Source organism: Bradyrhizobium sp. USDA 3397, assembly GCF_054060965.1.
In genome coordinates this window covers 4,394,177-4,419,303 of the sequence record NZ_JBSSDS010000001.1, presented here as the reverse complement: position 1 = coordinate 4,419,303, position 25,127 = coordinate 4,394,177, and the positions used below count along the sequence as shown (strand labels likewise).

Annotated in this window: 23 protein-coding genes; 11 read left to right on the top strand and 12 right to left on the bottom strand. The window is 63.7% G+C overall.

Features of this window, described 5'->3' with window-relative positions; translation table 11 throughout:
* Positions 1–234 precede the first annotated feature (234 nt).
* Positions 235–399 (top strand): helix-turn-helix domain-containing protein, encoded by a 165-nt coding sequence (locus ACVWYQ_RS20390; RefSeq protein ID WP_162130849.1) that lies wholly within the window; start codon positions 235–237, stop codon positions 397–399.
* Between the two features lie 351 nt (positions 400–750).
* Here ACVWYQ_RS20390 and ACVWYQ_RS20385 read toward each other — a convergent pair whose 3' ends face one another.
* The 4 genes from ACVWYQ_RS20385 to ACVWYQ_RS20370 form a co-directional block, all read right to left on the bottom strand.
* Entirely contained in the window at positions 751–966 is a 216-nt protein-coding gene (locus ACVWYQ_RS20385; RefSeq protein WP_082641383.1) for a hypothetical protein, read from the bottom strand.
* A gap of 578 nt (positions 967–1,544) precedes the next feature.
* Positions 1,545–2,525, bottom strand: a complete 981-nt coding sequence (locus tag ACVWYQ_RS20380) for an ABC transporter substrate-binding protein (protein ID WP_404544398.1) — start codon at positions 2,523–2,525, stop codon at positions 1,545–1,547.
* 155 nt (positions 2,526–2,680) lie between these two features.
* Positions 2,681–3,901 (bottom strand): MFS transporter, encoded by a 1,221-nt coding sequence (locus ACVWYQ_RS20375; protein ID WP_404544396.1) that lies wholly within the window; start codon positions 3,899–3,901, stop codon positions 2,681–2,683.
* Positions 3,902–4,074: 173 nt separating this feature from the next.
* On the bottom strand, positions 4,075–4,974 hold the full coding sequence (locus tag ACVWYQ_RS20370) for a LysR family transcriptional regulator (protein ID WP_271539561.1): 900 nt from the start codon (positions 4,972–4,974) through the stop codon (positions 4,075–4,077).
* Between the two features lie 222 nt (positions 4,975–5,196).
* On the opposite strand from ACVWYQ_RS20370, the gene ACVWYQ_RS20365 reads away from it, so the two are divergent.
* The 7 genes from ACVWYQ_RS20365 (at position 5,197) to ACVWYQ_RS20335 (ending at position 10,683) form a co-directional block, all read left to right on the top strand.
* On the top strand, positions 5,197–5,979 hold the full coding sequence (locus tag ACVWYQ_RS20365; RefSeq protein ID WP_271539559.1) for a carboxymuconolactone decarboxylase family protein: 783 nt from the start codon (positions 5,197–5,199) through the stop codon (positions 5,977–5,979).
* A 141-nt stretch (positions 5,980–6,120) separates the two neighbouring features.
* Positions 6,121–6,522, top strand: coding sequence for a (R)-mandelonitrile lyase (locus tag ACVWYQ_RS20360; protein WP_404544393.1), 402 nt, complete (start codon positions 6,121–6,123; stop codon positions 6,520–6,522).
* Between the two features lie 55 nt (positions 6,523–6,577).
* Entirely contained in the window at positions 6,578–6,970 is a 393-nt protein-coding gene (locus ACVWYQ_RS20355) for a putative quinol monooxygenase (protein WP_271539557.1), read from the top strand.
* A 19-nt stretch (positions 6,971–6,989) separates the two neighbouring features.
* The gene (locus ACVWYQ_RS20350; protein ID WP_456726312.1) at positions 6,990–7,319 is read left to right on the top strand and encodes a hypothetical protein; all 330 of its coding nucleotides are present in this window, start codon (positions 6,990–6,992) and stop codon (positions 7,317–7,319) included.
* Positions 7,320–7,436: 117 nt separating this feature from the next.
* Positions 7,437–8,738, top strand: a complete 1,302-nt coding sequence (locus tag ACVWYQ_RS20345; RefSeq protein WP_404544392.1) for a serine hydrolase domain-containing protein — start codon at positions 7,437–7,439, stop codon at positions 8,736–8,738.
* A gap of 143 nt (positions 8,739–8,881) precedes the next feature.
* Positions 8,882–9,844 (top strand): tetratricopeptide repeat protein, encoded by a 963-nt coding sequence (locus tag ACVWYQ_RS20340; RefSeq protein WP_404544390.1) that lies wholly within the window; start codon positions 8,882–8,884, stop codon positions 9,842–9,844.
* Between the two features lie 425 nt (positions 9,845–10,269).
* A complete protein-coding gene (locus ACVWYQ_RS20335; RefSeq protein ID WP_404544387.1) occupies positions 10,270–10,683 on the top strand; it encodes an SRPBCC family protein in 414 nt (137 codons plus the stop codon).
* Between the two features lie 211 nt (positions 10,684–10,894).
* Here ACVWYQ_RS20335 and ACVWYQ_RS20330 read toward each other — a convergent pair whose 3' ends face one another.
* The 3 genes from ACVWYQ_RS20330 to lepA all read right to left on the bottom strand — a co-directional run bounded on the left by ACVWYQ_RS20330 (position 10,895) and on the right by lepA (position 15,558).
* Positions 10,895–11,860, bottom strand: coding sequence for an ABC transporter substrate-binding protein (locus ACVWYQ_RS20330; RefSeq protein WP_404544385.1), 966 nt, complete (start codon positions 11,858–11,860; stop codon positions 10,895–10,897).
* A gap of 369 nt (positions 11,861–12,229) precedes the next feature.
* Complete coding sequence (locus ACVWYQ_RS20325) at positions 12,230–13,219, bottom strand: ABC transporter substrate-binding protein (RefSeq protein WP_271539547.1); 990 nt, start codon at positions 13,217–13,219, stop codon at positions 12,230–12,232.
* A gap of 527 nt (positions 13,220–13,746) precedes the next feature.
* Positions 13,747–15,558: a translation elongation factor 4 gene (gene lepA, locus ACVWYQ_RS20320; protein WP_271539545.1), complete on the bottom strand. Its 1,812-nt coding sequence runs from the start codon at positions 15,556–15,558 to the stop codon at positions 13,747–13,749.
* 113 nt (positions 15,559–15,671) lie between these two features.
* Between lepA and ACVWYQ_RS20315 the strand changes: the two genes are divergently transcribed.
* Positions 15,672–17,297, top strand: coding sequence for a glycosyltransferase family 39 protein (locus ACVWYQ_RS20315; protein WP_271539543.1), 1,626 nt, complete (start codon positions 15,672–15,674; stop codon positions 17,295–17,297).
* A gap of 123 nt (positions 17,298–17,420) precedes the next feature.
* Here the strand turns inward: ACVWYQ_RS20315 and ACVWYQ_RS20310 are convergent, their stop codons facing one another.
* From ACVWYQ_RS20310 to ACVWYQ_RS20290, 5 genes are all read right to left on the bottom strand, one after another.
* Positions 17,421–17,738 carry an HPr family phosphocarrier protein gene (locus ACVWYQ_RS20310; protein ID WP_036014186.1) on the bottom strand — a complete coding sequence of 106 codons (318 nt, stop codon included), beginning with the start codon at positions 17,736–17,738 and terminating at the stop codon, positions 17,421–17,423.
* Entirely contained in the window at positions 17,735–18,136 is a 402-nt protein-coding gene (locus ACVWYQ_RS20305; protein WP_007597752.1) for a PTS sugar transporter subunit IIA, read from the bottom strand. The genes ACVWYQ_RS20310 and ACVWYQ_RS20305 overlap by 4 nt, the downstream gene beginning before the upstream one ends.
* A 133-nt stretch (positions 18,137–18,269) precedes the next feature.
* Entirely contained in the window at positions 18,270–18,794 is a 525-nt protein-coding gene (locus ACVWYQ_RS20300) for an HPr kinase/phosphorylase (RefSeq protein ID WP_404544381.1), read from the bottom strand.
* Complete coding sequence (locus ACVWYQ_RS20295) at positions 18,791–20,584, bottom strand: stimulus-sensing domain-containing protein (RefSeq protein ID WP_404544379.1); 1,794 nt, start codon at positions 20,582–20,584, stop codon at positions 18,791–18,793. Before ACVWYQ_RS20295 ends, ACVWYQ_RS20300 begins: the two co-directional genes overlap by 4 nt.
* 113 nt (positions 20,585–20,697) lie before the next feature.
* Entirely contained in the window at positions 20,698–21,399 is a 702-nt protein-coding gene (locus ACVWYQ_RS20290; protein WP_008542552.1) for a response regulator transcription factor, read from the bottom strand.
* A gap of 241 nt (positions 21,400–21,640) precedes the next feature.
* On the opposite strand from ACVWYQ_RS20290, the gene ACVWYQ_RS20285 reads away from it, so the two are divergent.
* The gene (locus tag ACVWYQ_RS20285; protein WP_404544377.1) at positions 21,641–22,390 is read left to right on the top strand and encodes a HugZ family pyridoxamine 5'-phosphate oxidase; all 750 of its coding nucleotides are present in this window, start codon (positions 21,641–21,643) and stop codon (positions 22,388–22,390) included.
* A gap of 64 nt (positions 22,391–22,454) precedes the next feature.
* Positions 22,455–25,043, top strand: coding sequence for a CHAT domain-containing tetratricopeptide repeat protein (locus ACVWYQ_RS20280; protein ID WP_404544375.1), 2,589 nt, complete (start codon positions 22,455–22,457; stop codon positions 25,041–25,043).
* The last annotated feature ends 84 nt before the right edge of the window (positions 25,044–25,127 follow it).

Sequence of the window (25,127 nt, the reverse complement as noted above, 5' to 3'; positions counted from 1 at the left end):
CGCGATATCTAAGAACGCACCGCTTCGCCATCGGCCTCTCCCGCCTTGCCCGGCGCCAGCAGCCTTGATCTGCCTCAACAACGAGGCCAAAGGCTGGGGCACATGACAGCGCGGCCTCGGTCAATTTCCGTTTGGAGGTTCGGACGGATAACGGCCCGGGCGCGCCACCCGTAAATTTCCCAAGTGCGGACCGTCAGCTGCCGTCGTTAAGTCGTGCGGTCGTGGGGTCGCACCATGAAGACACCGAAGCCGAAGCAATGGGCCGAGCAGGAGGTTCGACGGCTGGTCACGCTGGCCCGGCAGGGCATTGGGGTATCGAAGATTGCCGCCGAACTGGGCCGCCACGCCGGATCAGTCAGGCGCATGGCGCGAGCGAAAGGAATATTATTGAAGAAATAGTCGCCGGTAGGGCAGGCGCTGCCTGATCGACGAGGCGCGTGGACGGCGCCCTACAGCCCGAAGCCTCGGCCGATGTCCCGCACAAGGCTGGGCGCAGCCTCAGTATTGCGACCATGGGAGAGCGCTCGATCGAGCCGAGACAAGATGCCTTTTCCGAAGAGCGCTATAGCGATGCCTCTGAGCATGGTTGTGGATCGGGTTTGAACGATGCTGCGAAAGTTCAAAACGGCCCCAGCCGCAGGATGGGGTAACAGCCGGGGCCGGCATTCCCATTCCAATGTGCCGCATTGGCGGTGGGCGGCACTCTTCAAGTTACGCACACGGAAGCTAACAAACTATTTTGCTTCGCACTCACCCCACAGGGGCCGCGGTTGGTTTGGTGATACCAGGCTCGGGATCGGGCGGCGAGCCAACCGAGCAACGTTCGAAATGATCGAGCGGCGCATCATTGGCCAAATGCTCCCAATATTCAGCTTCCGCGAGCAGTTTCCAGCCTCGATCAGGATGACGCGCGGCTGTCTGACGGCATAAAAATGCCATCGCGCGCAGGCGACCCGCAGTGTCCATCTCACTCCTCCCATTATTCTTGTTGATTTCACCCTATTTTCTTTTTTTGCGTCGGAGTCATTACGATTATGTCGCAAAACTAATTTCCATCTTCGAAGCGCGGCTCGACTTTCGTTGCCGCTTCAAATCGCGCGTCGAACACAAGCTGGTGCAATCCAGCTCGTAGGGCAGGGCGAAGTACAACCCGTCAAGCTTCATGCTTACAAATCAGAACTGGCAAGAACGACGAGATACCCGCGCCCCTGCGTTTGGGGCAATAGGTTCCGCAGGAGCTCGACCCCTTGCGAAACTGCGTCGGAGTGATCGGTGGGGTCAGGATCGCGCAGCGAGGCGTGGAATAGACCCAAGGCGGAGAGTGAGACGAGCGGAATCCTGCGCAGCCATTGCCAGTGCGTCCACCAGTCCTAGGACCGGTCTGCCAGCACTCGCTCCATGATGATCGTGCGTTCGTCGCCATAATAGCTGTCGCGCACGCGGGCCGGATGCTGCATTCCATGAATTGCTCCGCCGAAGCTTCGCGAATGACTGGATGTTGACCCGCCTCACGGCGCGGCAATCGGCGGATTTTCAACGACCCGTCACTCGATCACGTCGTCCGTCAGCACGAGGATGGTGGGCGGGATCGTCACGCCAAGCGCACGCGCGGTCTTGAGATTGACGGCCAGCTCGAATTTGGTTGGCAGCTGGATCGGCATGTTTGCCGGCTTTTGTCCCTTCAGGATCAGATCGACATAGCCCGCGGCGCGACGAAACAGGTCGCCGATGTCGGCACCATAGCTGATCAGAGCGCCGGCATGGGCGAACTCCTTCTGCTGGCCGATGACGGCGATCTTCATGTCGATGCCGATACGGCAAATTGCGTCCTGCATCGCGGCGGTCATGTAGTCGCGAATGACGATCACGGCGTTGCCGCCGGCGCCCGCGAGCACGTTGAATTGCTCGGCAACCGCCGCCGGCGATGCGCTCGTCAGTCCGAGGCGCACCGGCTCCAGCCCGGCACGTCGTGCTTCCTCGATGGTTTGCGCGCCCCAGGCGCTGAAGGTCGGGTCCGTCGCATTGTTCAAGACGCCGATCCGCTTCAGCGAGGGCAGGATCTCCCGGATCATCTCGATGCGCTTGGCCGACATCTCCTCGCCGAACGCGGCGAAGCCGGTGAGGCTGCCGCCCGGCCGCGCGAGGCTCTGAAACAATTCAGGGTCGCTTTGCACCGCAGGCAGCGCCACGGCGACGACGGGAATATTGGTTTTCCTGACCATCGCGCGTGCTGCGGCCGGGCCGGGCGAAAGCAGGACGTCCACCTGTCTGGCCACGAGGTCGTCGATCAATGCAAGGCCCCGCGACACGTCGCCGGCCGTCGAGTGGGCCTCGATGACGATGGTGCGGCCCTCCACGTAACCCAGCTCGGCCAGCGCCTTCCGGAACGGAACGAGCACCGCATTGTCGATTTCCGGCGTGGCAAATCCGACGAATCCCACGACCGGAACGCGCTTTTGGGCCAAGGCTGCGCGCGCCGAGATCGCCGTCATTCCCAAGAAGCTCAGAAACGTCCGCCGCCTCATTTAGCCTCTCGCGATGCCAGAACGATCTGATCACAAGGGAATGCTACACCAAGATAATCGGTGCCAGAAGGCAGGAAGTAGGATGACAGAGGGAGGCGAAATCCATCAAACTTACATTATGCAAAGTCAGATCCAGTAATCGCCACTATCCAGTGTCACGCCGTCGCGCGGCTAAGATCGAGCGATGGCCTGCGCCGCGTCGGAAAACTCAGCGCCACCGCGACCGCTGCAAGCCCGATCGCGAAGGAGCCCACATGCAGCCAGGTGTATTGCTGGAACGTGTCGAACACGATCCCGCCGGCCCAGGGCCCGAGCGCCATGCCGAGGCTGGCGAAGGCCGACACGGCGCCGAACACCGTGCCCATGATGCGCGCGCCGAAGAACTCGCGGACCAGCACCGCATAGAGCGGCATCACCCCGCCATAGGCGAGTCCGAACACGACCGAGAGCGCGTAGAACTCGCCGAGCTGCGCCACCGCCAGATAGGTCGCGATGCACATCGCCTGCACGAACAGCCCGCCGACAAGGACCGGTTTCGCGCCGATGCGATCGGCCAGCACGCCCAGCAGCAGGCGTCCGCCGAGGCCTGAGACGCCGGCGACGCTATAGACCGTCACTGCCGTGAGCGGAGCGATGCCGCAGACCATCGCATAGGACACCATGTGGAAGATCGGACCGGAATGCGCCGCGCAGCAGGCGAAATGCGCCGCTGCGAGCGCGATGAATTGCGGCGTGCGCAGCGCCTGCGCCGCGCCCATCTCGACCTCCGGCACAGCGTCCGTCGTTGCGGAGCCCGCGGCTGGTGGCGCCGGACGCACCAGGAAGCAGGCGGGGATCAACAGCGCCCACGAAGCGATGCCGATCGTCAGCATCGCGGTGCGCCAATCATAGGCCGTGATCAGCCAGCTCGCGGCCGGCGCGACCGTCACCGGCGACACGCCCATGCCGGCCGAGACCAGCGCCACGGCGAGGCTGCGGTTCTTCTCGATCCAGGCGCTCGCGAGCGCCATCATCGGTGCGTAGAAGCTGCCCACGGCGATCCCGATCAGCACGCCGAAGCAAAGCTGGAATTGCCACAGGCTTGCGGCCTGGCTCGCTGTGACGAGACCTAGTCCCAGCAGAACGCTTCCCGAGAGCACCACGATGCGGGTGCCGAACCGGTCCGACAGCGTGCCCCATAGGAATGCGGCGAATCCCATAAAGAGGAAATCCAGCGTCGCGGCAGCCGACACCCCGGCGCGCGACCAGCCCATCGCCTCCGAGATCGGCTGCAGGAACACCGCCAGCGACAGCATCGTGCCGAACCCGATGCAGGTCATCAGCGCGCCCGCGGCGACAACGACCCAGCCATAGTCGAAGCGTGACGGCTTGCTCATGCGTTTCCTCAGCGCTGTTGGTTTGTTGATGGCGCGGAGAGGATGGTGGCTTATCTGCAGGGCGAGAGCAAGGCTGGGTGTTGCACGCCATTGCCGACCGATCGGGAGCGCAGTTCATGACGGTCTGTTTTGCGGGTGGCCATCAAGAGATAAGTGATCTCGCGTTGGCAGGTCTACCGTCCGCGATATCGGAGCGCCTCGACCAGCACCGAAAAGGCGGAGGAAGGCTGCCGCCGGCTCGGATAGTAGAGGTGGTAGCCCGAGAATGGCGGACACCAATCGGAAAGCACCCGGACCAGTCGGCCCTCGGAAACATGTTGCTGCACGTGGCCCTCCGTAAGATAGGCGAGGCCCAGGCCCTTGAGTGCTCCGTCCAGGAGAAGGCCCGCACTGTTGACCACCAGCCGTCCCTCCACACGCACCTTGAGTTCGCGCCCGTTCTTCTCGAACTCCCAGGCGTACAGGCTGCCACCATGGGTCGGCAGGCGAAGGTTGAGGCAGTTGTGATGCGTCAGATCCCGAGGCGACTTCGGCCGTTTGCGCTCGGCGAAGTAGGAGGGGGAACCGACGACGGCCATCCGCAGGTCGGGACTGACGCGCACGGCGATCATGTCCTTGGCGACCAGTTCACCCGGCCGGATGCCGGCATCGACCTGCTGCGCCACGATGTCGGTGAGCCCGTAATCGATGACGATTTCGACGTGGATGTCGGGGTACTTTGGCAGGATCTTCCCGAGGGCAGGCAATAGGATCGCGACGGCTGCGTTCTCCGTCGCCGTCAAACGAACCGTTCCCGCCGGCTTTTCGCGGAGTTCGCTGAGCTCAGCGAGATCTGCATCCATGGCGTTGAATTTCGGCCCAATGCTGAGGAAGAGCCGTTCTCCAGCCTGAGTCGGGGTGACGCTGCGCGTCGTCCTGTTCAAAAGCCTGATGCCGATCCGCTCCTCCAGATTTCGAATGATCTGGCTGAGGGCAGACTGCGTCATGCCGAGTTTCGCCGCGGCTCGGGTGAAATTGCGCTCCCGCGCCACCGCGAGGAAGGCCAGCAGGTCGCTCGCGTCCTCTCGCTGCATTGATAAGCTATCCTAATGACTGCATATCAAATCTATCACCTAATCGCGGACGAACCAAAGTCTTAGGTTCGGACCAGCCGTGGAGGAGCCCGCGGTCGTCCGGTGGGAAGATCATGGGGTGACTTGGTCGCCTGTGTTTCGCGTCAGCGGCGCGACCTTGTACGCTGTGCTCTCGGCTGCGTGACTGATGACCGACACGACAACCATTGATGGATGCCCGCAATGAGACGGCTTGCCGCGACCCTGTTTTTGTTCTGCCTGATTGTCGGCGCGGCCGCCGACGATCGGTCATCGAGCGAAGGAGCACATCGCATGTCGAAACCGGAGGACATCCGCGCCGTCGCGCCCGTGCTCCAGAATTATGCACAGGAGGTCGTCCTGGGCGATCTCTGGAAGCGCCCCGGGCTTTCGCCGCGGGACCGCAGCATCGTCACGCTCGCTGCTCTCATCGCCCGCAATCAGAAGATCGAGCTGCCATTCTATCTCGGTCTCGCGCTCGACAACGGCGTGAAGCCGGCAGAGGTCTCCGAGATCATCACGCACCTGGCCTTCTACACCGGGTGGGCGAACGCGATCGACGCGGTTCCGGCGGCAAAGGCGGTCTTCGACAGCCGCAACATCGGAGCCAATCAGCTGCCGCAGGCGTCGGGACCGCAGCTTCCGCTCGACGAGGCGGCGGAAAAGCAGCGAGCCACACGCGTCGGCGAGCAGTTCGGCCAGATCACGCCAAGCCTGGTTCAGTACACCACCGACGTGCTGTTCCGGGATCTCTGGCTCAGACCGGGTCTGGCTCCGCGGGATCGCAGCCTCGTTACCGTGAGCGCGCTCATCGCAACCGGACAGGTCGCCCAGATCACGTATCATCTAAACCGGGCGATGGATCACGGACTGACGCGGGAGGAAGTCGGCGAGATGCTCGGCCATCTCGCCTTCTATGCCGGCTGGCCCAACGCCTTCTCTGCGGCGCCGGTCGTCAAGGACGTCATCGAGAAGCGCCCGCGCTGACGTAGTCCGGATGTCGCCCGCTGTGAGCCGGGGAACACAATGATCACGCGCAGAGACGCCCTCATCTGCGGTGGCATCGCCGCCACCGTCTCACTTCGGCGCGCGCAAGCACTCACGTCCGAACCGCCAAAGGAACTAGCCATGGACATCGGCATCACGAAAAACGGGTCTCGTCCCTCCCAGAAGGGTTCGCAAGACTGGTTCACCGGAACGGTGCGGGTCGATCCGCTGTTTCAGGCGCCGGATCCCGCCCGTGTCGGCGGCGGCCAAGTCACCTTCGAGCCCGGTGCTCGGACCGCGTGGCACACGCATCCGCTTGGGCAGACGCTGATCGTCACTGCGGGGCTCGGCTGGGTGCAGCGAGACGGCGGTCCAGTCGAGGAGATCCGGCCCGGCGACGTCGTCTGGGTTCCGCCGGGGCTCAAGCATTGGCACGGTGCATCGCCGACGACCGCGATGACGCACATCGCAATTCAGGAATCGGTGAACGGCAGGAACGTCGAGTGGCTCGAGAAGGTCAGCGACGCGCAATACCAAAGGTGAGTTGTTGCCGAGACGTGATGCCGCCGCCGTTGTTGGCGCTGCGCAGGAGGTAATCGTGAACACGAAGCAGCTTCTGATTGTCGGTGCATCCATGCTGGCTTCAACTCTGGGAGGACCTGCCATTGCCCAGGAAGCACAGGGCCGCTACATCCAGCTCGCCGAAATCGAGATCGATCCGGCTCAGCTTGAAGCCTACAAGACGGCGGTCAGGGAACACATCGAGACCGCGGTCCGCGTCGAACCGGGCGTCCTGGTGCTGTATGCCGTGTCGGATCAGGACAACCCGACCATGGTGAGAGTTTTCGAGGTCTATCGCGACGTCGAGGCGTACAGGTCGCACCTCGAATCTCCCCACTTCAAGACATACAAGGCTACGACGGAGAAGATGGTCAAGTCGCTGAAGCTGGTCCGGACGGATGCCATCGCGCTCGGAGCAAGGAGGAGTTGAACGACCATTCGGAAGGGTCGTGTCTCTGAGAGGTTTTGTTGTGGCCTGCGCTTTGGCCGCAGGCATCGCCATTGGTGCGCTGGAGAGTCACGGAATTTACGCGCAGACTAGTCGTCCGGTCTTCATGATCGAAGACAACACGGTGACAAATCCGGACGGATTCGCAAAAGAGTTCGCTCCGCTCGCCCGGGACAGCGTCAAGACTTACGGCGGGCGCCATTTGGCGGGCGCATGCGCGGCAATGATGCCGGTCAAATCCCTCATTTTGGCTTGCTCAAGGGTTTCCTCGTGCTTTGATTTTACTGATGCTGCGCAGCAAAGATGCTGGCCTATCCATGGGAGAGAGTGAAGCAGACTGTCACCCGCTGACACCATTTGCCCATGATGATAGTATGCCTCTGTTTACCGGCTAGCGATGTTGTTCTCGTGAAGCGCACACCCACCAACGTGCGGGGAGGCAAGTGCAATGAACTGGGGAGCGTCGTTTAGGCCGCGCGGGTGCCGCCGGCTTTTCCTGCCCGTCATTTTTGCCTCCGCGATCTGGTCGCCCCTGGCGTGCGCGCAGGACGTTCGAAGCGCGCCCGCCGCGCCGGGGCCGGTCTTTTCGGAGAGCGGTCCCGATGCCGGGCTCTACGGTGCGGCTGAGGGCTATCCGGTCGGCACGCGGGGAGCCGCTCCCCCGCTCGACAAGCTCGTCGGCAGCTACAGCCATTTCGGCGAGATCTATCCCTCGCGCCGGGTCGCTCGCGCGACGGCGCCCTGGCAATTCAAGCGCGCGCCGGAGCCACAGGTCACCTACAGTTTTGGCACCGAAAAGTTCGGCATCGCGGACTACCTCAAGCGCAACCCGGTGACGGGCCTCCTGATCGCCAGGGACGACACCATCCTCTACGAGCACTATCAATATGCGCGGACCGACCATCACCGCTTTGTCTCGATGTCCATGGCCAAGACGGTGGTGGCCATTCTGGTCGGGATCGCGGTCTCGGAGGGACGGATCAAGTCGATCGACGACCTCGTCTCGACCTATGTCGGCGGCCTTGCAGGCACGGAATATGGCAACACGTCCATCCGCGCCTTGTTGAACATGTCGTCAGGCGTCGAATTCTCGGAAGTCTATGACGGGAACGACGACATCGCCCGGCTTGGGCGGGCCTTGTTCGCCGGCCCGCCGAAAGATCCCGCCGCCATCGTCGCGCAGTTCAACACGCGGACCGCGCCGCCAGGCACCAAATTCCACTATGCCAGCGTTGAAACGGAGATACTCGGCTTGGTCCTGCGCGCCGCCACGGACACGCCGGTCGCCGACTATCTCCGCGACCGGATCTGGGACCCCATCGGCACCGAGGCTGATGCCTCATGGGTGATCGACGGCAGCGGGCAGGAGATCGCCTATTGCTGCTTCAACGCAACCTTGCGCGATTATGCGCGCTTGGCCCGGTTGCTCGCCCATGACGGCGCCTGGGAGGGGCGGCAGCTGATCCCCCGGCAGTGGCTGCTGGATGCCACGACCGTCAGGCCAGAGGACGGTCATCTCGCCCCGCACGTGGCGACGCGCTATTTCGGCTACGGCTATCAGGTGTGGCTCCTTCCGGGCGAGCAGCGCCGATTTGCCCTGCTTGGCATCCGCGGTCAGGTCATCCTGGTCGATCCCGCCTCCAAGCTCGTCATGGTGCACACGGCCGTTCGCCAGAAGCCGTCCGAGCCGGGCGCGCTCCGGGAGCCGCTGGCGTTGTGGTCTGCTGTGCTTCAACAGCTCGGGCAATGATGAATTACTCACGCCTGCCAATGGCATACGGCCGCGCTGGCGCGGTCGGTCGGGTCGGAAAGCCGCGGCTGCATTGAACCTGTCCGGCTTCCGGGCGCACCAACGGCGCGTAAGTCCCAATAGCCGCGACGAGGGAAGGCGCGATGAGGACCCTGAGAAAATCGATCTGCGTTGCAGTTGCTGCGCTTGCCTTGAGCCTGTCGTTCGGCGTGCCGTCCGATGCCGACGAGGACGAGGCGGGCACGCTCGCGCGGCAGATGAAGGTGCTTTATCAGGCCGGGAAGTACATGGAAGCGCTGCCTCTGGCCCAGAAGTCGCTGGCCCTTCGCGAGAAGGAGTTCGGCCCTGATGATGCCCACGTCGCGATGCCGCTGAACGACCTTGGCACGATCCATTACAATCTCGGCCAATACGCCGTCGCCGAACCGCTGTACAAGCGCGCGCTGGCGATTCGGGAGAGGACACTCGGTCCGAATCATGCCGAAGTCGCCATGGTGCTGAACAATCTGGGCGATCTCTATCGCGCGGAAGAGCGTTACGCAGAAGCGGAGCCGCTCCTCAAGCGATCGATCGCCATCAGCGAGAAGACGGTCGGCCCCAATGATGCGTCGATCGTGATGGCGTTGAGCAACCTCGGCGCGGTCTACAGCCATCAGGGCCGGTACGATCAGGCCATACCGCTATTCGAGCGAGGCCTCGCCGTGCTGCAGAAGGAGCTCGGTCCCGACGATCCCGAAGCCACGGTGCTGATGAACAATTTGGCCGACGCCTATACCAATCGGCATCGCTATGCCGATGCCGAGCGCCTGCTGAAGCGGTCGATGGCGGTCACCGAGAAGGCGTTCGGCCCGGATCATCCCGACATCGCGCAGGCACAGAACAATCTGGCTGCGCTCTATGGGCGTCAGGGCCGTAACGCGGAGGCCGAGCGGCTGTTCAAGCGGTCGGCGGCCACTTTCGAGAAAACCCTCGGCCCCAACCATCCGGATCTCGCCGGCGTTCTGGAAAACCTCGCCGGTCTCTACAAGTATCTAGGCCGCTATGCCGATGCCGAGCAGGTCCTGAAACGGTCGACGGCCATCCGAGGGAAGACGAGGCCGATCTGAAGAGCGGCGCAGGATGGTAGTGCGACTTGTCCGCCGCAGCCCGAAGAGCGACGCTGGCGGGCAGGGCTATCGCATTAGAGAGTTTTTCCCTGCGGCCATCCTTCGAGACGCCCGCTTGAGCGGCTCCTCAGGATGAGGGCGGAGTCCGCGGCAGCAGTTTCAACAGGCACCGCCGCCAATGAGCCTCATCCTGAGGAGACGCGTCAGCGTCGTCTCGAAGGACGAGGCGTGCGCGCAGGCACACTTCGCTTTGCCCACACCACAACTTTTCCAACTTTTTTGCACATTGACGCCGGACCATGTCGGCATGGGCCGGTCTCGATCGTCCTTGGGTCGACACGTCCCGGACGTGCTGGAAATGGACCCGGCACACGTGGCGAGATTCCGTCAATTCGAGCGTCAAAGTCGCAACTGGAGCAATGCCCATGAGGATCACCGTCGAAACCAGCGTAGCCACCCCGATCGATCAGGTCTGGCGTGCCTATACGACGCCAGCCGACATCGTGAAGTGGAATGCCGCATCCGACGACTGGCATACGACCAGGGCGACGGTCGACCTGCGGGACGGCGGCGCCTTCTCATCGCGGATGGAGGCCAAGGACGGCAGCATGGGCTTCGACTTCGCCGGCACCTACACCAAGATTGTCGAGCACAAGCGGATCGAATATTCGTTCGGCGATCGGAAGGCCGAGGTCGAGTTCGTGCCGGGCCTGAAGGGCGTTGTCGTCCGTGTCGTCTTCGACGCCGAAACCACGCACTCTGTCGAGCAGCAGCAGGGCGGCTGGCAGGCGATCCTCGACAATTTTGCGCGATACGTCGAGGCGAAGAAGATGTCGTGAGGATTTGCCGCGAGGAGCGAAGGCGAGCACAGCTTTCGTAGGGTGGGCAAAGGCGCGCTGAGCGCCGTGCCCACTACTCTTCCCGACGGCACACAAGCGGTGGGCACGCTTCGCCTTGCCCACCCTACAAACTTCTTGTTGATGCTGCGCAGTAGGGATGGTGGCTACCGGGCGAGGGCAAGGCGGTTGAGTACGGGTGAAATCCTGGGGGCTATTCGATCACTTCATCGGCGCGGGCGACGACGGTTGCAGGCAAGTCGAGACCAAGGGCCTTGGCGATGCGGAGATTGATCCTGAGGTCGAACTTGGTGGGTCGTTCGAAGGGCAGATCGCCCGGTTTTGCGCCCCGTAGAATGCGATCAACCTGCGCAATCAAGCGGCGCCCAGCGTCTGCAAAGTCGGGGCCGAACGACATGAAAGCGCCGTTCGCAACCCAGTCTGGTGAAGCAAAGATCGCAGGCCTCATGCTCAGATTCACCAGCTTGACGACTTCGGCCAGGTGGGCGCTGAGCACGACGTCCGGAACGAAAACAAGACCGTCGAATCGGGCGAGGTTGTCCGGGCTCAGGATTGTCCCGATGCTGGCGGGATCATCGATGTTGATTGCTTCAACCTCAAAGCCGAGCTTGCGGCCGGCCTCCAGAACAGGCGTGAGACTCTGTGCGCCGCGCGACACCTTTGTCGTGACAGTTCCGAGGCGGACGGCCTGTGGCAGGATCTCCCGCAGGAGCTCGACCCGCTTTACAGTGGTTTCCTCCGAGAAAATTGCGATGCCCGTCACGTTGCCACCGGGACGGGCGAGGCTGTCGGCCAATCCGGACGCGACTGGATCAACCGCGGCAAGGGTCACGATCGGAATGGTTCGGGTTGCCTTGTAAGCGGCGAGAGCGGTAGGTGTGCTGATGGCGATGATCACGTCCACCCGGTCATCCCGCACGATCTCCTGCGCGAGTGCCGGCAGCGCGTCGGGATCTCCGGCCGCATCACGAAATTCGAGTCGAATTCGTCCCACGACGTAACCTAGCTCAGCAAGCAGCCTTTTGGTTGCCGCCATCTGCGCGGGGATTTTGACCGGTCCCAAGTGGACGATGCGCGGTGTGGAAGACTGCTGGGCGCGTGCGATGAGCGATCCGCCGATTGCTCCCGTCATCAGCCCGATGAATGCGCGCCGTCTCATCTGACCTCGCTCGAAGCTGCCGTGCGATAGTCGACTATAGCACGCTTCAAGGCTCGTAAGCCAAAACAGTCCCGCCGATCCCACGGCTATCGCATTTGAGAGTTTTCCGTGCGGCCATCCTTCGAGACGCCCGCCTTAGGCGGGCTCCTCAGGATGAGGACGAAGCGCGCGGATGCAGTTTCAAAGGGCACAAGCGCTGACTAGCCTCATCCTGAGGAGGCGCGTAAGCGCCGTCTCGAAGGACGAGGCGTGCGCATCGGCCGCGCTACAAGTCATATGCGATAGCCCTGCCTCTGTCGGGAACGGGACGAGGTCTCGAAAAGACTGGCCGTCCGCGGGCTTGAATGCATCGACTTGAATATCAGTCGATCATTCTATCACCCCGTCCGCGTGGGCCAGCAATGCAGCTGGAACTTCGATCCCGAGTGTCTTTGCAGTCTTGAGGTTGACGAATAGTTCATACTTGGTCGGTTGCTCGACCGGCAGATCCCCGGGCTTGGCGCCCTTGAGGATTTTATCGACGTAATCAGTGGCTAGCCGGTTCAAGTCGATGATGTCCGCTCCGTAGGACAGCAGCGCACCGAGTTGAACGAATTCCTTGCCGATGGCAAACAGCGGCAGCCGATGCTCTGCGGCGAGGTCGGCGATGCGCTTGCGTGCAATGAAGAACATCGGGCTGGGAAACAGGAAGACTGCATCGGCACGCGCGCCCGCAAGCGCCGAAAACGCCTCGCCCAGCCCGTCAGGATCCTGGACGGCAATGAGTTGCAAATGAACGCCCACGGTTTTTGATGCGGACTCCGCACCGCTGATCATGCCTTGAGTTGTAGTCTTGCCGTATGCAGCCGGATGCCAGATCGCTGCTATCCGAGACGCCTTGGGCAATGCTTCCTTCAATTGCGCGAGCCGCTTGGGAACAAGCTGCGGGCCGATGAAGGTTAGTCCCGTGATGTTACCTCCTGGTCGGGCGATGCTGGCAACGAGTCCGTCTTCGACCGGGTCGCCCATAACTGGCACAACAACAGGAATTGTTTTGGTAGCTTGCTGCACTGCCCGCGCAGCAAGCGAATTCTGTGCAACGATAAGAGCAGGATTGAGACGGACGAGGTCACTCGCCAAGGCCGGGAGTTGTTCGGCCTTTGAATCGGCTGCTCGAAGCTCGACGATGATATTCTCTCCGTCGATATAACCGCGTTCGCGTAGTCCTTGATGAAAGGCAGCCATCGAAGTGCGGGTTTGCTCGATCGAGCCGGTGGTCAAAAAGCCAATATGGGGGACTTTCTTCGGCTGTTGCGCGCGAGCAAGGGGTGACCAGGCCGCCGCGGCGCCGATCAGTGCGAGAAATTCCCGTCGCTGCATGACACCTCCTCTGATTGAGGCTCAACCACAATAACGCGAGCGCCGACCCGAGCCAACAACCACTTGCCCAGCGCCCACGCAATCGTTCCGTGACGCGATGGCGCGATCAGGGTCCGTAATACGCGCGGGAACGAGACGCATCTTTCCGAGCCGATTGCGTGTGGGCCGAAGCAATGAACGTCCCTGACGCCATTGCAGAAGCCTGGCATGCTGCAGCGCCTAGGCTGCCAAGTGTCTTTGCGACGCATGATTTTTGCACGGACCATGAAATTGCTCCGTGCATGAATGATCGAGACTCGAAAAAATCAGATGGACTATCGTGCCGGCTCATCCGGCCCTCTCCGATAATGCCACTATACCCCTGTTTTGCCCGACGGGTCAAACCGGATTCGCAAAAATCGAAAAATCGCAATGCCGCCAAGGCGGCGGCTACTGTGCATGGGGTTGTTTTCGCACTTTTGTTTTGCCGCCCGGAGGCCGCCTGTTTCCCGGCCCCGAAGACCGGACCGGCCCTCCCAAGCCCCGCCTCAGCTATCCACCTTCAGTGCGGCAATGAAAGCTTCCTGCGGAATGTCGACCTTGCCGAACTGCCGCATCTTCTTCTTGCCTTCCTTCTGCTTCTCCAGAAGCTTGCGCTTGCGCGTGATGTCGCCGCCGTAGCATTTCGCGGTGACGTCCTTGCGCAGCGCCCGCACCGTCTCGCGGGCGATCACCTTGCCGCCGATCGCCGCCTGGATCGGGATCTGGAACATGTGCGGCGGGATCAGCTCCTTCATCTTCTCGACCATGGCGCGGCCGCGGCCCTCGGCGCGGGTGCGGTGGACCAGCATCGAGAGCGCATCGACCGGCTCGGCATTGACCAGGATCTGCATCTTGACGAGATCGGCCGGCTTGTAGTCGGTGAGATGATAGTCGAACGAGGCGTAGCCCTTGGAGACCGACTTCAGGCGGTCATAGAAGTCGAACACCACCTCGTTGAGCGGCAGGTCGTATTTCACCATGGCGCGGGAGCCGACGTAAGTGAGCTCCTTCTGCGCCCCGCGGCGGTCCTGGCACAGCTTCAGGACGCTGCCGAGATATTCGTCGGGCGTGAGGATCGTCGCCTCGATCCAGGGCTCGTCGATCTCGGCGATCTTGACCACGTCGGGCATGTCGACCGGATTGTGGATCTCGATCTCCTGGCCGTCGGTGAGCTTCATCTTGTAGATGACGCTCGGCGCGGTCGCGATCAGGTTGAGGTCGAACTCGCGCGACAGGCGTTCCTGAATGATCTCGAGGTGGAGAAGCCCGAGGAAGCCGCAGCGGAAGCCGAAGCCGAGCGCGGCTGACGTCTCCATTTCGAACGAGAAGCTGGCGTCGTTGAGGCGCAACTTGCCCATCGCGGCGCGCAACGTCTCGAAATCGTCGGCGTCGACCGGGAACAGCCCGCAGAACACCACCGGGATCGCCGGCTTGAAGCCCGGCAGCATCTCGGCGACCGGCTTCCTGTCGTCGGTGATGGTGTCGCCGACGCGGGTGTCGGCGACCTCCTTGATCGCGGCGGTGATGAAGCCGATCTCGCCGGGGCCGAGCTCCTCGACCTGCTGCATCTTCGGCGTGAAGAAGCCGACGCGCTCGACGTCATAGGCCGCGCCCGTGCCCATCATGCGCACGCGCTGGCCCTTCTTCATCGTGCCGTCGACGATGCGCACCAGCACGACGACGCCGAGATAGACGTCGTACCAGCTGTCGACCAAGAGCGCCTTCAGCGTGGCGTCGCGATCGCCCTTCGGCGGCGGCAGGCGGGTGACGATGGCTTCCAGCACGTCGGGGATGCCGAGGCCGGTCTTGGCCGAGATCATCACCGCGTCGGAGGCGTCGATGCCGATGACGTCCTCGATCTGCTGCTTGACCTTCTCGGGCTCGGCCGCGGGCAGGTCGACCTTGTTCAGGACCGGGACGATCTCGTGATTGTTGTCGAGCGCCTGGTAGACGTTGGCGAGCGTCTGCGCCTCGACGCCCTGGCTGGCGTCGACCACGAGCAGGGAACCTTCGCACGCCGCCAGCGACCGCGAGACCTCGTAGGCGAAGTCGACATGGCCGGGCGTGTCCATCAGGTTGAAGATGTAGTCCTTGCCGTCCTTGGCGCGGTAGGCGAGGCGCACCGTCTGCGCCTTGATGGTGATGCCGCGCTCGCGCTCGATGTCCATGGAATCGAGCACCTGCTCCTTGCCCGCCATCTCGCGGTCGGAGAGGCCGCCGGTCATCTGGATCAGGCGGTCGGCCAGCGTCGATTTGCCATGGTCGATATGGGCGACGATGGAGAAATTGCGGATGTTGGAAATGGGGGCGGTCGTCATGGGCGCGGGATACCACTCACATCCCCGTGCGGCAACCATATTGCTGTATTTTCAGGGCCTTTGTTCACGCCAAGCTGATTCCATGAGGGGCCAAAACGCGCTACGCAACGGCCATGTCCACGACCTCTCTTCCCACTGCCGGAGCGCGGGCAAAGACCCGCTTGAGTTACAACCGCTTCCGGGCCTTCCTGGTCGCCTGTGCGATCCGCCCCGAGGCGCGCCTGTGGCTGGTGATCCAATTCGCTCTCCTGCATGCGGTGCTCTGGACCTTCATCCTGATCAATCTGAAGGCGGCGCAGGACGTTCACATGGACGTCGCAGAAGCCTGGGGCTGGGGACAGAAATTCCTCTGGGGCTATGGCAAGCACCCACCGCTGTCGGGCTGGGTGGCCGGCCTCTGGTTCAAGGCGCTCCCGGCGGCGGACTGGGCGACCTATGCGCTGGCGATGACGACGGTGAGCGTCGGCATGGTGCTCTGCTGGCTGATCGCCTTGCGCGTGGTGGATGCGCGCCGCGCGTTCCTGGTCGTGGTGATGATCGCTCTGTACCCGATCTTCAATTTCAAGGGGTTCAAGTACAATCCGGACCTGCTGCAGCTCGTCACGCTGCCGCTCCTGGTGCTCGCTTATCTCAACGCCTTCGAGAAGCGGAGCTGGCAATCCGGAATCCTGCTCGGGCTTGCCGGCGCGTTGGCGCTGATGACCAAATATTGGGTGCTGACCATGATCGGCGCGATCGGCCTCGCCGCGCTGATCCATCCCGAGCGGTTGCGTTTCCTGTCATCGCCCGCGCCGTGGGTCGCGATTGCCACCTTGGTCGCGGCGATGATCCCGCACCTCGTCTGGCTGGCGGATGCGCATTTCGTGCCGCTGACCTATGCCGGCGACACCTACAGCCTCCAGGACAAGGCCCAGCTGCATCAGCTGGTCGCGGGCTATGTGCTGCACAACTTCGCGCTGCTGGCATTGCCGGTGGCGCTCGCGGCGCTGGCCATGGCGCTGGTGCCGCCATGGGTCAAATTGCTGCTGCGTGCGCCGTTGCGCATCGTCACGCGCGCCTGGGCGCGTGGCGCCAATGCAGGGATCAATGTCTCGCAGGCGCTGAATGTCTGGATCGTCCAGGTCATCGTCGCAGTCGGCCCGCCGCTCGGCGCGCTCGCCTTCAGCATCTACATGAAGACGGATTGGGGCATCTCGCTGTTCTTCTTGGTGCCGCTCGCACTGGTCGCGATTCCGACGCTGCGCGTGCAGAGCGCCGCGCTGTTCAACATCGCCGCGATCTGGCTCGTGCTCAGCGCCGCGACGCTCGCCGCTTCGCCCCGGATCGCCGCGCGCGAGATGGAGGCCAATGCCGGCAACGCACAGATCTATGGCGCGCGCTCGGAGCTCGCGCGCGAATTGACCCAGGCCTGGCACAGCCGCTTCGGCTCGCGCTGGGCCGTCGTTGCCGGCACGATGGAGCAGATCCAGCCGCTGGTGTTCTACAGCCCGGATCATCCGTCCGCGCTGCTACCGTTGGAGGCTTGGGATTCCGGACTGACCTCGCGCGACGACGCCAGGAAGCACGGCTTCATCGGCGTGTTCGATCCGACCGACGGCCGCCTGCCCGCATTCGAGAAATGGGTGTCGGAGGTTGCGCCCAACGCCGAGCGCATCGTGATGACAACGCGCCGCTTCACCAACGGCAAAGCCGGCCCGTCGATGAGCTGGAACATCTACTTCGCGCCGCCGGGGAAGTAGCCGAGCTGCCGTAGGGTGGGCAAAGGCGCGAAGCGCCGTGCCCACCATCTCTCGGCAAGCGCGACAGACTTGGTGGGCACGCTTCGCTTTGCCCACCCTACGGCAGCTTCATTGACGAAGCCCCTAAACCCCTTCCTCGTTGAACTTGCTCTCAACGAGCTCCGTGATCGCCGCGAGCGCGGCTTCGGCGTCGGTTCCTGCCGCCGCCACCGTGATCGTCGTGCCGGGACCCGCGGCGAGCATCATCAAGCCCATGATCGAGGTGCCGCCGACGGTCTCGCCGCCGCGCGTCACCCACACCTGCGCATCGAAGCGCTCGACGGCCTGGACGAATTTCGCCGAGGCGCGCGCATGCAGGCCGCGCTTGTTGATGATCAGGAGATCCTTGGAGATCGCGCCTGCGGGCACGCCGGTCGCGGCTTGTGGCGCCTCCTCGCTCATTTGCCGGCGAGCACCCGGCTGGCGATGGTGACGTATTTGCGGCCAGCTTCCTGTGCCATCGCGATCGCGTCGGGCAGCGGTCGCTCCTCGCGCACCTTGGCAAGCTTCACCAGCATGGGCAGGTTGATGCCCGCGAGCACCTCGACCTTGGGCCGGCTCATGCAGGATATTGCCAGGTTCGACGGCGTGCCGCCGAACATGTCGGTGAGGATCGCAACGCCGTCGCCGGAATCGACGCGGTTGACCGCCTCGATGATGTCGCTTCGGCAGAGATCGGAATCATCTTCGGCGCCGATCGTGATCGCTTCGATTTGCTTTTGTGGGCCCATGACATGCTCAAGCGCTGCCTTGAATTCGTCGGCAAGGCGCCCGTGGGTCACAAGTACTAGACCAATCATCGGAAAACTCCTCGCGGGCGCTTTTGGTGCACCGCACGAACGCGCCACTTTGACCATCCAGAGCCCCCGCGCAAGAGGGGATGTTGCGTATCTCCCTGAATCTAGACGGATGGATGAGGGAAGCTGCGCCGGTCTATTCGGTCGCGATAGTGGGGTTCATATGGTTACCATTTCCCTTCAAACAATCGCCTGAAGGGTTAACCGAAGATGAACTCTTGGTAGTGGTCAAGGCCGCAACAACCAGGGGAAGGGGCGAATAGTCGCGGGCAACAGGGATTCGCGGTATTTCGACACCAAAAATGCAGGTTTTCAGGGCTTCGGCCGGCGGCAGGCGCTCCGCGTCGGCTGCGGCCAGATCGACCACGAGACCGACGGTCGCATGCTCCACGAAGTCGCAGCGGCGGATTCCGAGGCCCCGGATCTCAATCAGGCCCGCCAGGCGAGGCGCGGGGCGGACCTCAATTTCGTGGCCGAGTGTCGCCAGATGGACACGGTCGTCACCGACCAGAACGGCCCTTTCCACGATGCCCGAGCGCCCCGCCATGATCAGATCGAAGGCAAGCCGCGACTTGCCGGACCCCGAGGGCCCGCGGATCAGCACGGCGTAAGGCCCGACCTTGACGGCAGAGGCGTGAACGCTGGGCCCGCCTTCGTTCATAGCGCCGGCAGCCTGACCACGAAGCGCGCACCGGCAATTGTCGGAGTGCCGTCGGCGTCCGGCGGGCCAGGGCGGTTCTCCGCCCAGATCCGTCCGCCATGGGCGTCGACGATCTGCTTGGAGATCGACAGGCCGAGGCCGGAGTTCTGGCCAAAGCCCTGATGCGGGCGGTCGGTGTAGAAGCGCTCGAAGATGCGCTCCAGCGCGTCCTCGCGAATGCCGGGCCCGTCGTCGTCGACCACGATCTCGATCTCGGAGCGGACGCGGCGGCAGGTGAGGCGCACCTTGCTGCCGCGTTCGGAGAAGGATTGCGCGTTGGAGAGCAGGTTGGAGACGACCTGTCCGAGCCGGGAATCGTGGCCGCTCACGGCGAATGTGTCGGTCGGGCCGCGGCCCTCGAAGCGCGTTTCGACCGCGACGTCGTGGCCGAGCTTGGTTTCGTTGGCGACGGAGGTCAGCGTCGTCAGCAGCCGGCGCAAATCGACCGGGATCGCATCCTGGCGCTGCAGCTCGGCATCGAGGCGGCTGGCGTCGGAGATGTCGGAGATCAGCCGGTCGAGCCGCTTGACGTCGTGCTCGATCACCTCGAGCAGGCGGGCGCGGCTGTTCTCGTTGCGCGCCAGCGGCAGCGTCTCGACCGCCGAGCGCAGCGAGGTCAGCGGGTTCTTCAATTCATGGGCAACGTCGGCGGCGAACATCTCGATCGCCTCGATGCGGCTGTAGAGCGCGTTGGTCATGTCGCGCAGCGCGCCGGAGAGGTGGCCGATCTCGTCGCGGCGGCGGGTGAAATCGGGAATCTCGATGCGGGCCTTGATGCGGCGGCGGACGCGTTCGGCGCTGTCGGCGAGCCGGCGCACTGGACCTGCGATCGTGCTCGCCAGCAGCAGTGACAGCATGATCATGACGGCGGCGGCGACGCCGCCGACCTTCAGGATGGCGAGGCGCTCGGCGGTGACCATCTGGTCGATGTCGTCGCCTTGCGTCGACAGCATCAAGGCGCCGTGGATCGCACGCGAGCGCAGCACGGGGACGGCGACCGAGACGATCACCTCGCCGCGTGCATTGACCCGCACCATCGAGCGTTTCTGGCCCTGGAGGGCGTCGCCCACTTCGGCATAGCCATTGCCGTTCTCGGGCCCGAGCTCGCGATAGAGCGGCAGGTCGCCGCGGTTCAGCCAGGTCCGCACCGCGACCTTGCCGCGCTCGATGATGCCGGGTTGCTCGGCCGGCGGCGGCAGAGGAAAGCGCAGCACGTTTTCCAGGTTGCGGCTGTCGAGCAGCAGGCTGCCGTTCGGATCGTAGATGCGGGCGCGCGTCTTGGTTGGCGAGATCAAGGTGCGCAGCACCGGCGCGACGCGCTCCGGATTGATCGGGAAGTCCAGCGGCGAATACTCGTCCGAGCCGCCATAGGTCTCGCCCGGCTTCAGGTCGAGCAGCCGGTCGGGATCGATGGTGATGGCGTTGGTCTGCACCGTGGCAGAGGCCGCGATCGCGCCGGCGATGATCTCGGCCTGGACCAGGAGGCTCTGGGCGCGGGCATCGATCAGGCCGGCACGGAATTGCGACAGGTACAGGATGCTCGCCACCAGCGCGACGAGGCCGGCGAGGTTGAGCGAGACGATGCGGCGGGTCAGGCTCGAGAAGGACAGCGCGAAGAAGAACTGTCCGGCGCGTTTCAGCCAGTTCAGCGGCCGGAAGCCCTGCGGCTTGTCGTCGGCAACGTGCTCCTGAACGCCGTCGGATGCGATCCCGGCGCTCTGGTTAGGGTCAGGCTGCGTTCGGTCAAGCAATGCTTACGCCCGCGTTAGGACGGCCCGTGCGAAGGTCCCCGCATCCTAGAGCGATCCTCGTCCCGATGGAACGAGAACCGGAGATGCTCTCGATCGCCGTGGAGGGGGCACCCTCAGGCTTCCTTGAAACGGTAGCCGACGCCGTAGAGCGTCTCGATCATCTCGAACTCGTTGTCGACCACCTTGAACTTCTTGCGCAGCCGCTTGATGTGGCTGTCGATGGTACGGTCGTCGACATAGACCTGGTCGTCATAGGCGGCGTCCATCAGCGCGTTGCGGCTCTTCACCACGCCGGGCCGGGTCGCGAGCGCCTGCAGGATGAGGAATTCGGTCACGGTGAGTGTCACCGGCTCGTTCTTCCAGGTGCAGGTATGGCGCTCGGGGTCCATGCGCAGCAGACCGCGGTCGAGCGCCTTGGCGTCGTTCTCCTTCGGCGCGACGGTCGGATCCTTCGGCGCCGAGCGCCGCAGCACCGCCTTGACGCGTTCGACCAGCAGACGCTGCGAGAACGGTTTGCGGATGAAGTCGTCGGCGCCCATCTTGAGGCCGAACAGCTCGTCGATCTCCTCGTCCTTGGAGGTGAGGAAAATCACCGGCAGGTCGGACTTTTGCCTGAGACGACGCAGCGTCTCCATGCCGTCCATGCGCGGCATCTTGATGTCGAGGATAGCGAGATCGGGCTGGGTGGTGCGGAAACCGTCGAGCGCGGAGGCGCCGTCGGTGTAGGTCATGATACGGTAGCCTTCGGCTTCCAGCGCGATCGAGACGGATGTGAGAATGTTGCGGTCGTCGTCGACCAAAGCGATTGTGGGCATGAGCCTCTCTGCTTTCTGCTTTCCGTTTGGGTCGTGGCTTGAAACGGCGAGCAATCAGTGATGCGCCGCATACATGGGTGCCGAAGTGGCGTTCGAACCGTGTCACCGAGCAATGCAAGCTGGGCTGAAGTGTGACCAAGTTCCACGAAACACGGCAGATTCGCCGCATCTCGACCCATAACCGGGCCCCCGTTTACCTGAAAAAAGGCCCTCCTTGCAACCACCTGAGCCGAGAAAGCCGATGCAACCGACCCCCGATTTCGACCCCGCAAAGCTCGCCAAATCGCTGCTGAGGCGGTCCCGGCAGGGGGCTCTGGCGACGCTGATGGCCGGCAGCGGTGATCCCTATTGTTCCCTGGTCAATCTGGCCAGCCATCCCGACGGCTCGCCGATCCTGTTGATCTCGCGCCTTGCCGTGCACACCAAGAACATCCTTGCGGACTCCAGGGTCTCGCTGATGCTGGACGAGCGCGTGGCCGGCGATCCCCTGGAAGGCGCCCGGATCATGCTGTCCGGCCGGGCGGCGGAGGTCGATTCCGACAAGGATCTGCTCCAGCGACGGTATCTGAGTGCCCATCCTCCGGCAGAAGGCTTTGTTTCCTTTAAGGATTTCTCCTTCTTCCGGATCCGGCCCACGGGAACCCATCTGGTCGCCGGCTTCGGCCGGATCGTCGACCTCAAGCCGGAGCAATTCCTGACGGACCTCACCGGCGCCGAGGACCTGCTGGCGGCGGAGGCAAGCGCCGTCGAGCACATGAACGCCGACCATCGCGACGCCCTCAATCTTTATGCCACGAAGCTGCTCGGCGCCGCCGAGGGCGACTGGCGCTGTACCGGCTGTGATCCTGAAGGCCTCGACATGCAGGTCGGCCAGGCCACGCTGCGACTGGACTTCCCGGAGCGGGTGACGGATGGCACGGCGCTTCGCAAGATGCTGGTCCGTCTCGCTGGCGAAGCGCGCACGAAGGTGGACCAGGGCGCAACCGCTTGAACGCGGCTACCGATCGCCGCGACCCATGACCGTGATGGTTTTCGGGCTCGCAGCGAGAGGGGTCATGACGCGTCAACGTTTGGCATGGACGGCGGCTCTCGCGCTCGCCATCACCACCTTGCTCGCCACGCCAGCCCTTGCGCAGAAAGGTCTCGCCGCGGAGAGCGCGCGGCTCAACGCGCTCATCGGTGCCGGAAAATATTCGGAAGCGCTGCCGTTGGCGCAGGCGATGGTCGCCAGCCTGGAGAAGGACAACGGCCGCGATCTCTCGGGCGCGTTGAACAATCTCGGCCAGGTCCATGCCGGTCAGGGACGGGACGATCTGGCTGAGCCGCTCTACAAGCGCGCGATCGCACTCATGGAAAAATCGCTCGGCTCCGACAACGCCCTGGTTGCGGCCGAGTTGACCAACCTTGCCGCGCTCTATCAGCGGCAGGGTCGCTTCGCAGAGGCCGAGCCGCTGTTCAAGCGTGCACTTGCCGTGCGCGAGAAGGCGCTGCCGCGCGAGCATCCCGACGTCGGTCAATCCCTCAACAATATCGCCACGCTCTACGCCAAGCAGCAGCGTCCGGCCGATGCCGAGCCACTGTTCCGCCGTGCGCTCGCGATCTATCAGAAGGCTGCCGGTCCCGAGCATCCCGCGGTCGCCACGGTCCTGAACAACATCGGACAGGTCGAGCGCGACCTTAATCGCGACGCCGATGCCGAAGCGCCGATCAAGCGCTCGCTCGCGATCCGTGAAAAGGTGCTGGGGCCTGAACACCCCGACGTCGCGCGCTCGCTCAACAACCTCGCCGGGCTTTATCAGCACCAGCAGCGTCATGCCGATGCCGAGCCGCTGTATCGCCGCGCGCTGGCGATCCGCGAGCGTGCGCTCGGGCCTGATCACCCTGATGTCGCGACCTCGACGAGCAATCTCGCCGATTTTCTGCAGGCGACGGGACGGACGGCGGACGCCTTGCCGTTGGCGCAGAAGACGCTCGCGGCCAATCGTGCGCAGCTGCGCGTCGTGCTGCCGATCCTGTTCGCGGCACGGCAGCAATCGCTGCTTTCGAGCGAAAAGGCGCTCGACGATGCGCTCGCTGCGATCCAGCGCGGCACGCAATCCTCTGCCGCTTCTGCCGTGAACAAGCTCGCGGTGCGGCTCGCCGCCGGCAGCGACCGGCTCGCCGAGCTCGTGCGCAAGGATCAGGATCTCGCGGCCGAGTCCGAAGCGCTCGACAAGGCGATCATCGCTGCAGTGTCGAAGCCATCGGCGCAGCGCGACGTCGCGGCCGAGCAGCGCAGCCGCGTGCGGATCGCGGCGATCGCGGGCGAGCGCAACGGATTGCAGAAGACGCTCGCCGTCGAGTTTCCCGACTATTCCTCGCTGTCCAACCCGCTGCCGCTGACCATCAAGGACATCCAGCCGCTGCTGGCGTCCGACGAGGCGATGGTGGTCTATTCCGTCGTCGACAGGCGGAGCTATGTCGTCGCGATCACGCGCGAGAGCGTCGACTGGAAGGAGATTCCGCTCGGAGCGGACGCGGTCGCACAGAAGGTCACGGCTTTCCGCAGGGGGCTCGATGTTGGCAAGGCGCGCGATGCATCCGGCAAATCGGGATTGTTCGACCTCGGTCTTGCCAACGAGCTCTATGTCGCACTGCTCGGCCCGGTTGAGGCGCTGACCAGGGACAAGCGCAACCTGCTGGTCGTGCCGTCGGCGGCATTGACCGCATTGCCGTTTCATCTGCTGGTCACGGAGAGGCCGCAGGCTGCAATCCCGGACCGGCTCGAGGGCTATCGCAGCGCTGCCTGGCTGCTGCGGCGACAGGCCGTCTCGGTGCTGCCGTCGGTGATCAGCCTGAAATCGCTGCGCGCTTTCGCCCGCAGGGATCAAAGCGTCAAGCCGATGACCGGTTTCGGCGATCCCGTGTTCAACCCTGCAGCCGAAGGGCCCGCCGACCGGCGCGCCGCGAACGGCAAGGTCGCGGCACGCAGCATCGCGACGATGGCCTATGCCGACTTCTGGCGCGGCGCGGGCGTGGATCGTGCGCGGCTGGCCCAGGCGCTGCCGCAGCTGCCCGATACCGCCGACGAATTGAACGCGGTGGCGAGGGACGTCGGCGCTGCCGAGGCTGACATCCATCTCGGCCGCGACGCCAGCGAAACGACGCTCAAGCGTGCAGCGCTTGCCCAATACGGCATCATCTACTTTGCCACCCACGGCCTTGTCGCCGGCGACGTCAAGGGATTGGGGGAGCCCTCGCTGGCGCTCTCCATCCCCGACCAGCCGACGGAGCTCGACGATGGACTTCTCACCGCGAGCGAAGTGGCCCAGCTCAAGCTCAATGCCGATTGGGTTGTGCTGTCCGCCTGCAACACCATCGCGGGCGACAAGCCCGGTGCGGAGGCGTTGTCGGGATTGGCGCGCTCGTTCTTCTACGCAGGTGCTCGCGCGCTCCTGGTGTCCCATTGGGCCGTGGATTCGGAGGCTGCGACCCGCTTGACCACGTCGACGTTCGAGCTGCTGAAGAACGAGCCAAAGCTCGGCCGCGCCGAAGCCTTGCGCCGCGCGATGTTAGCCTATCTCGACGACGCCTCGTCGCCGCGCAACGCCTATCCCGCGATGTGGGGACCGTTCGCGTTGATCGGCGAGGGCGAGGTAAGATAGGGGTGTTGACGCAGTGATTGTGCGCCGCAATAACCAGACATAACGCGCAGATGTGCATTTGGTTGCGCGATCATCCGCACTTTC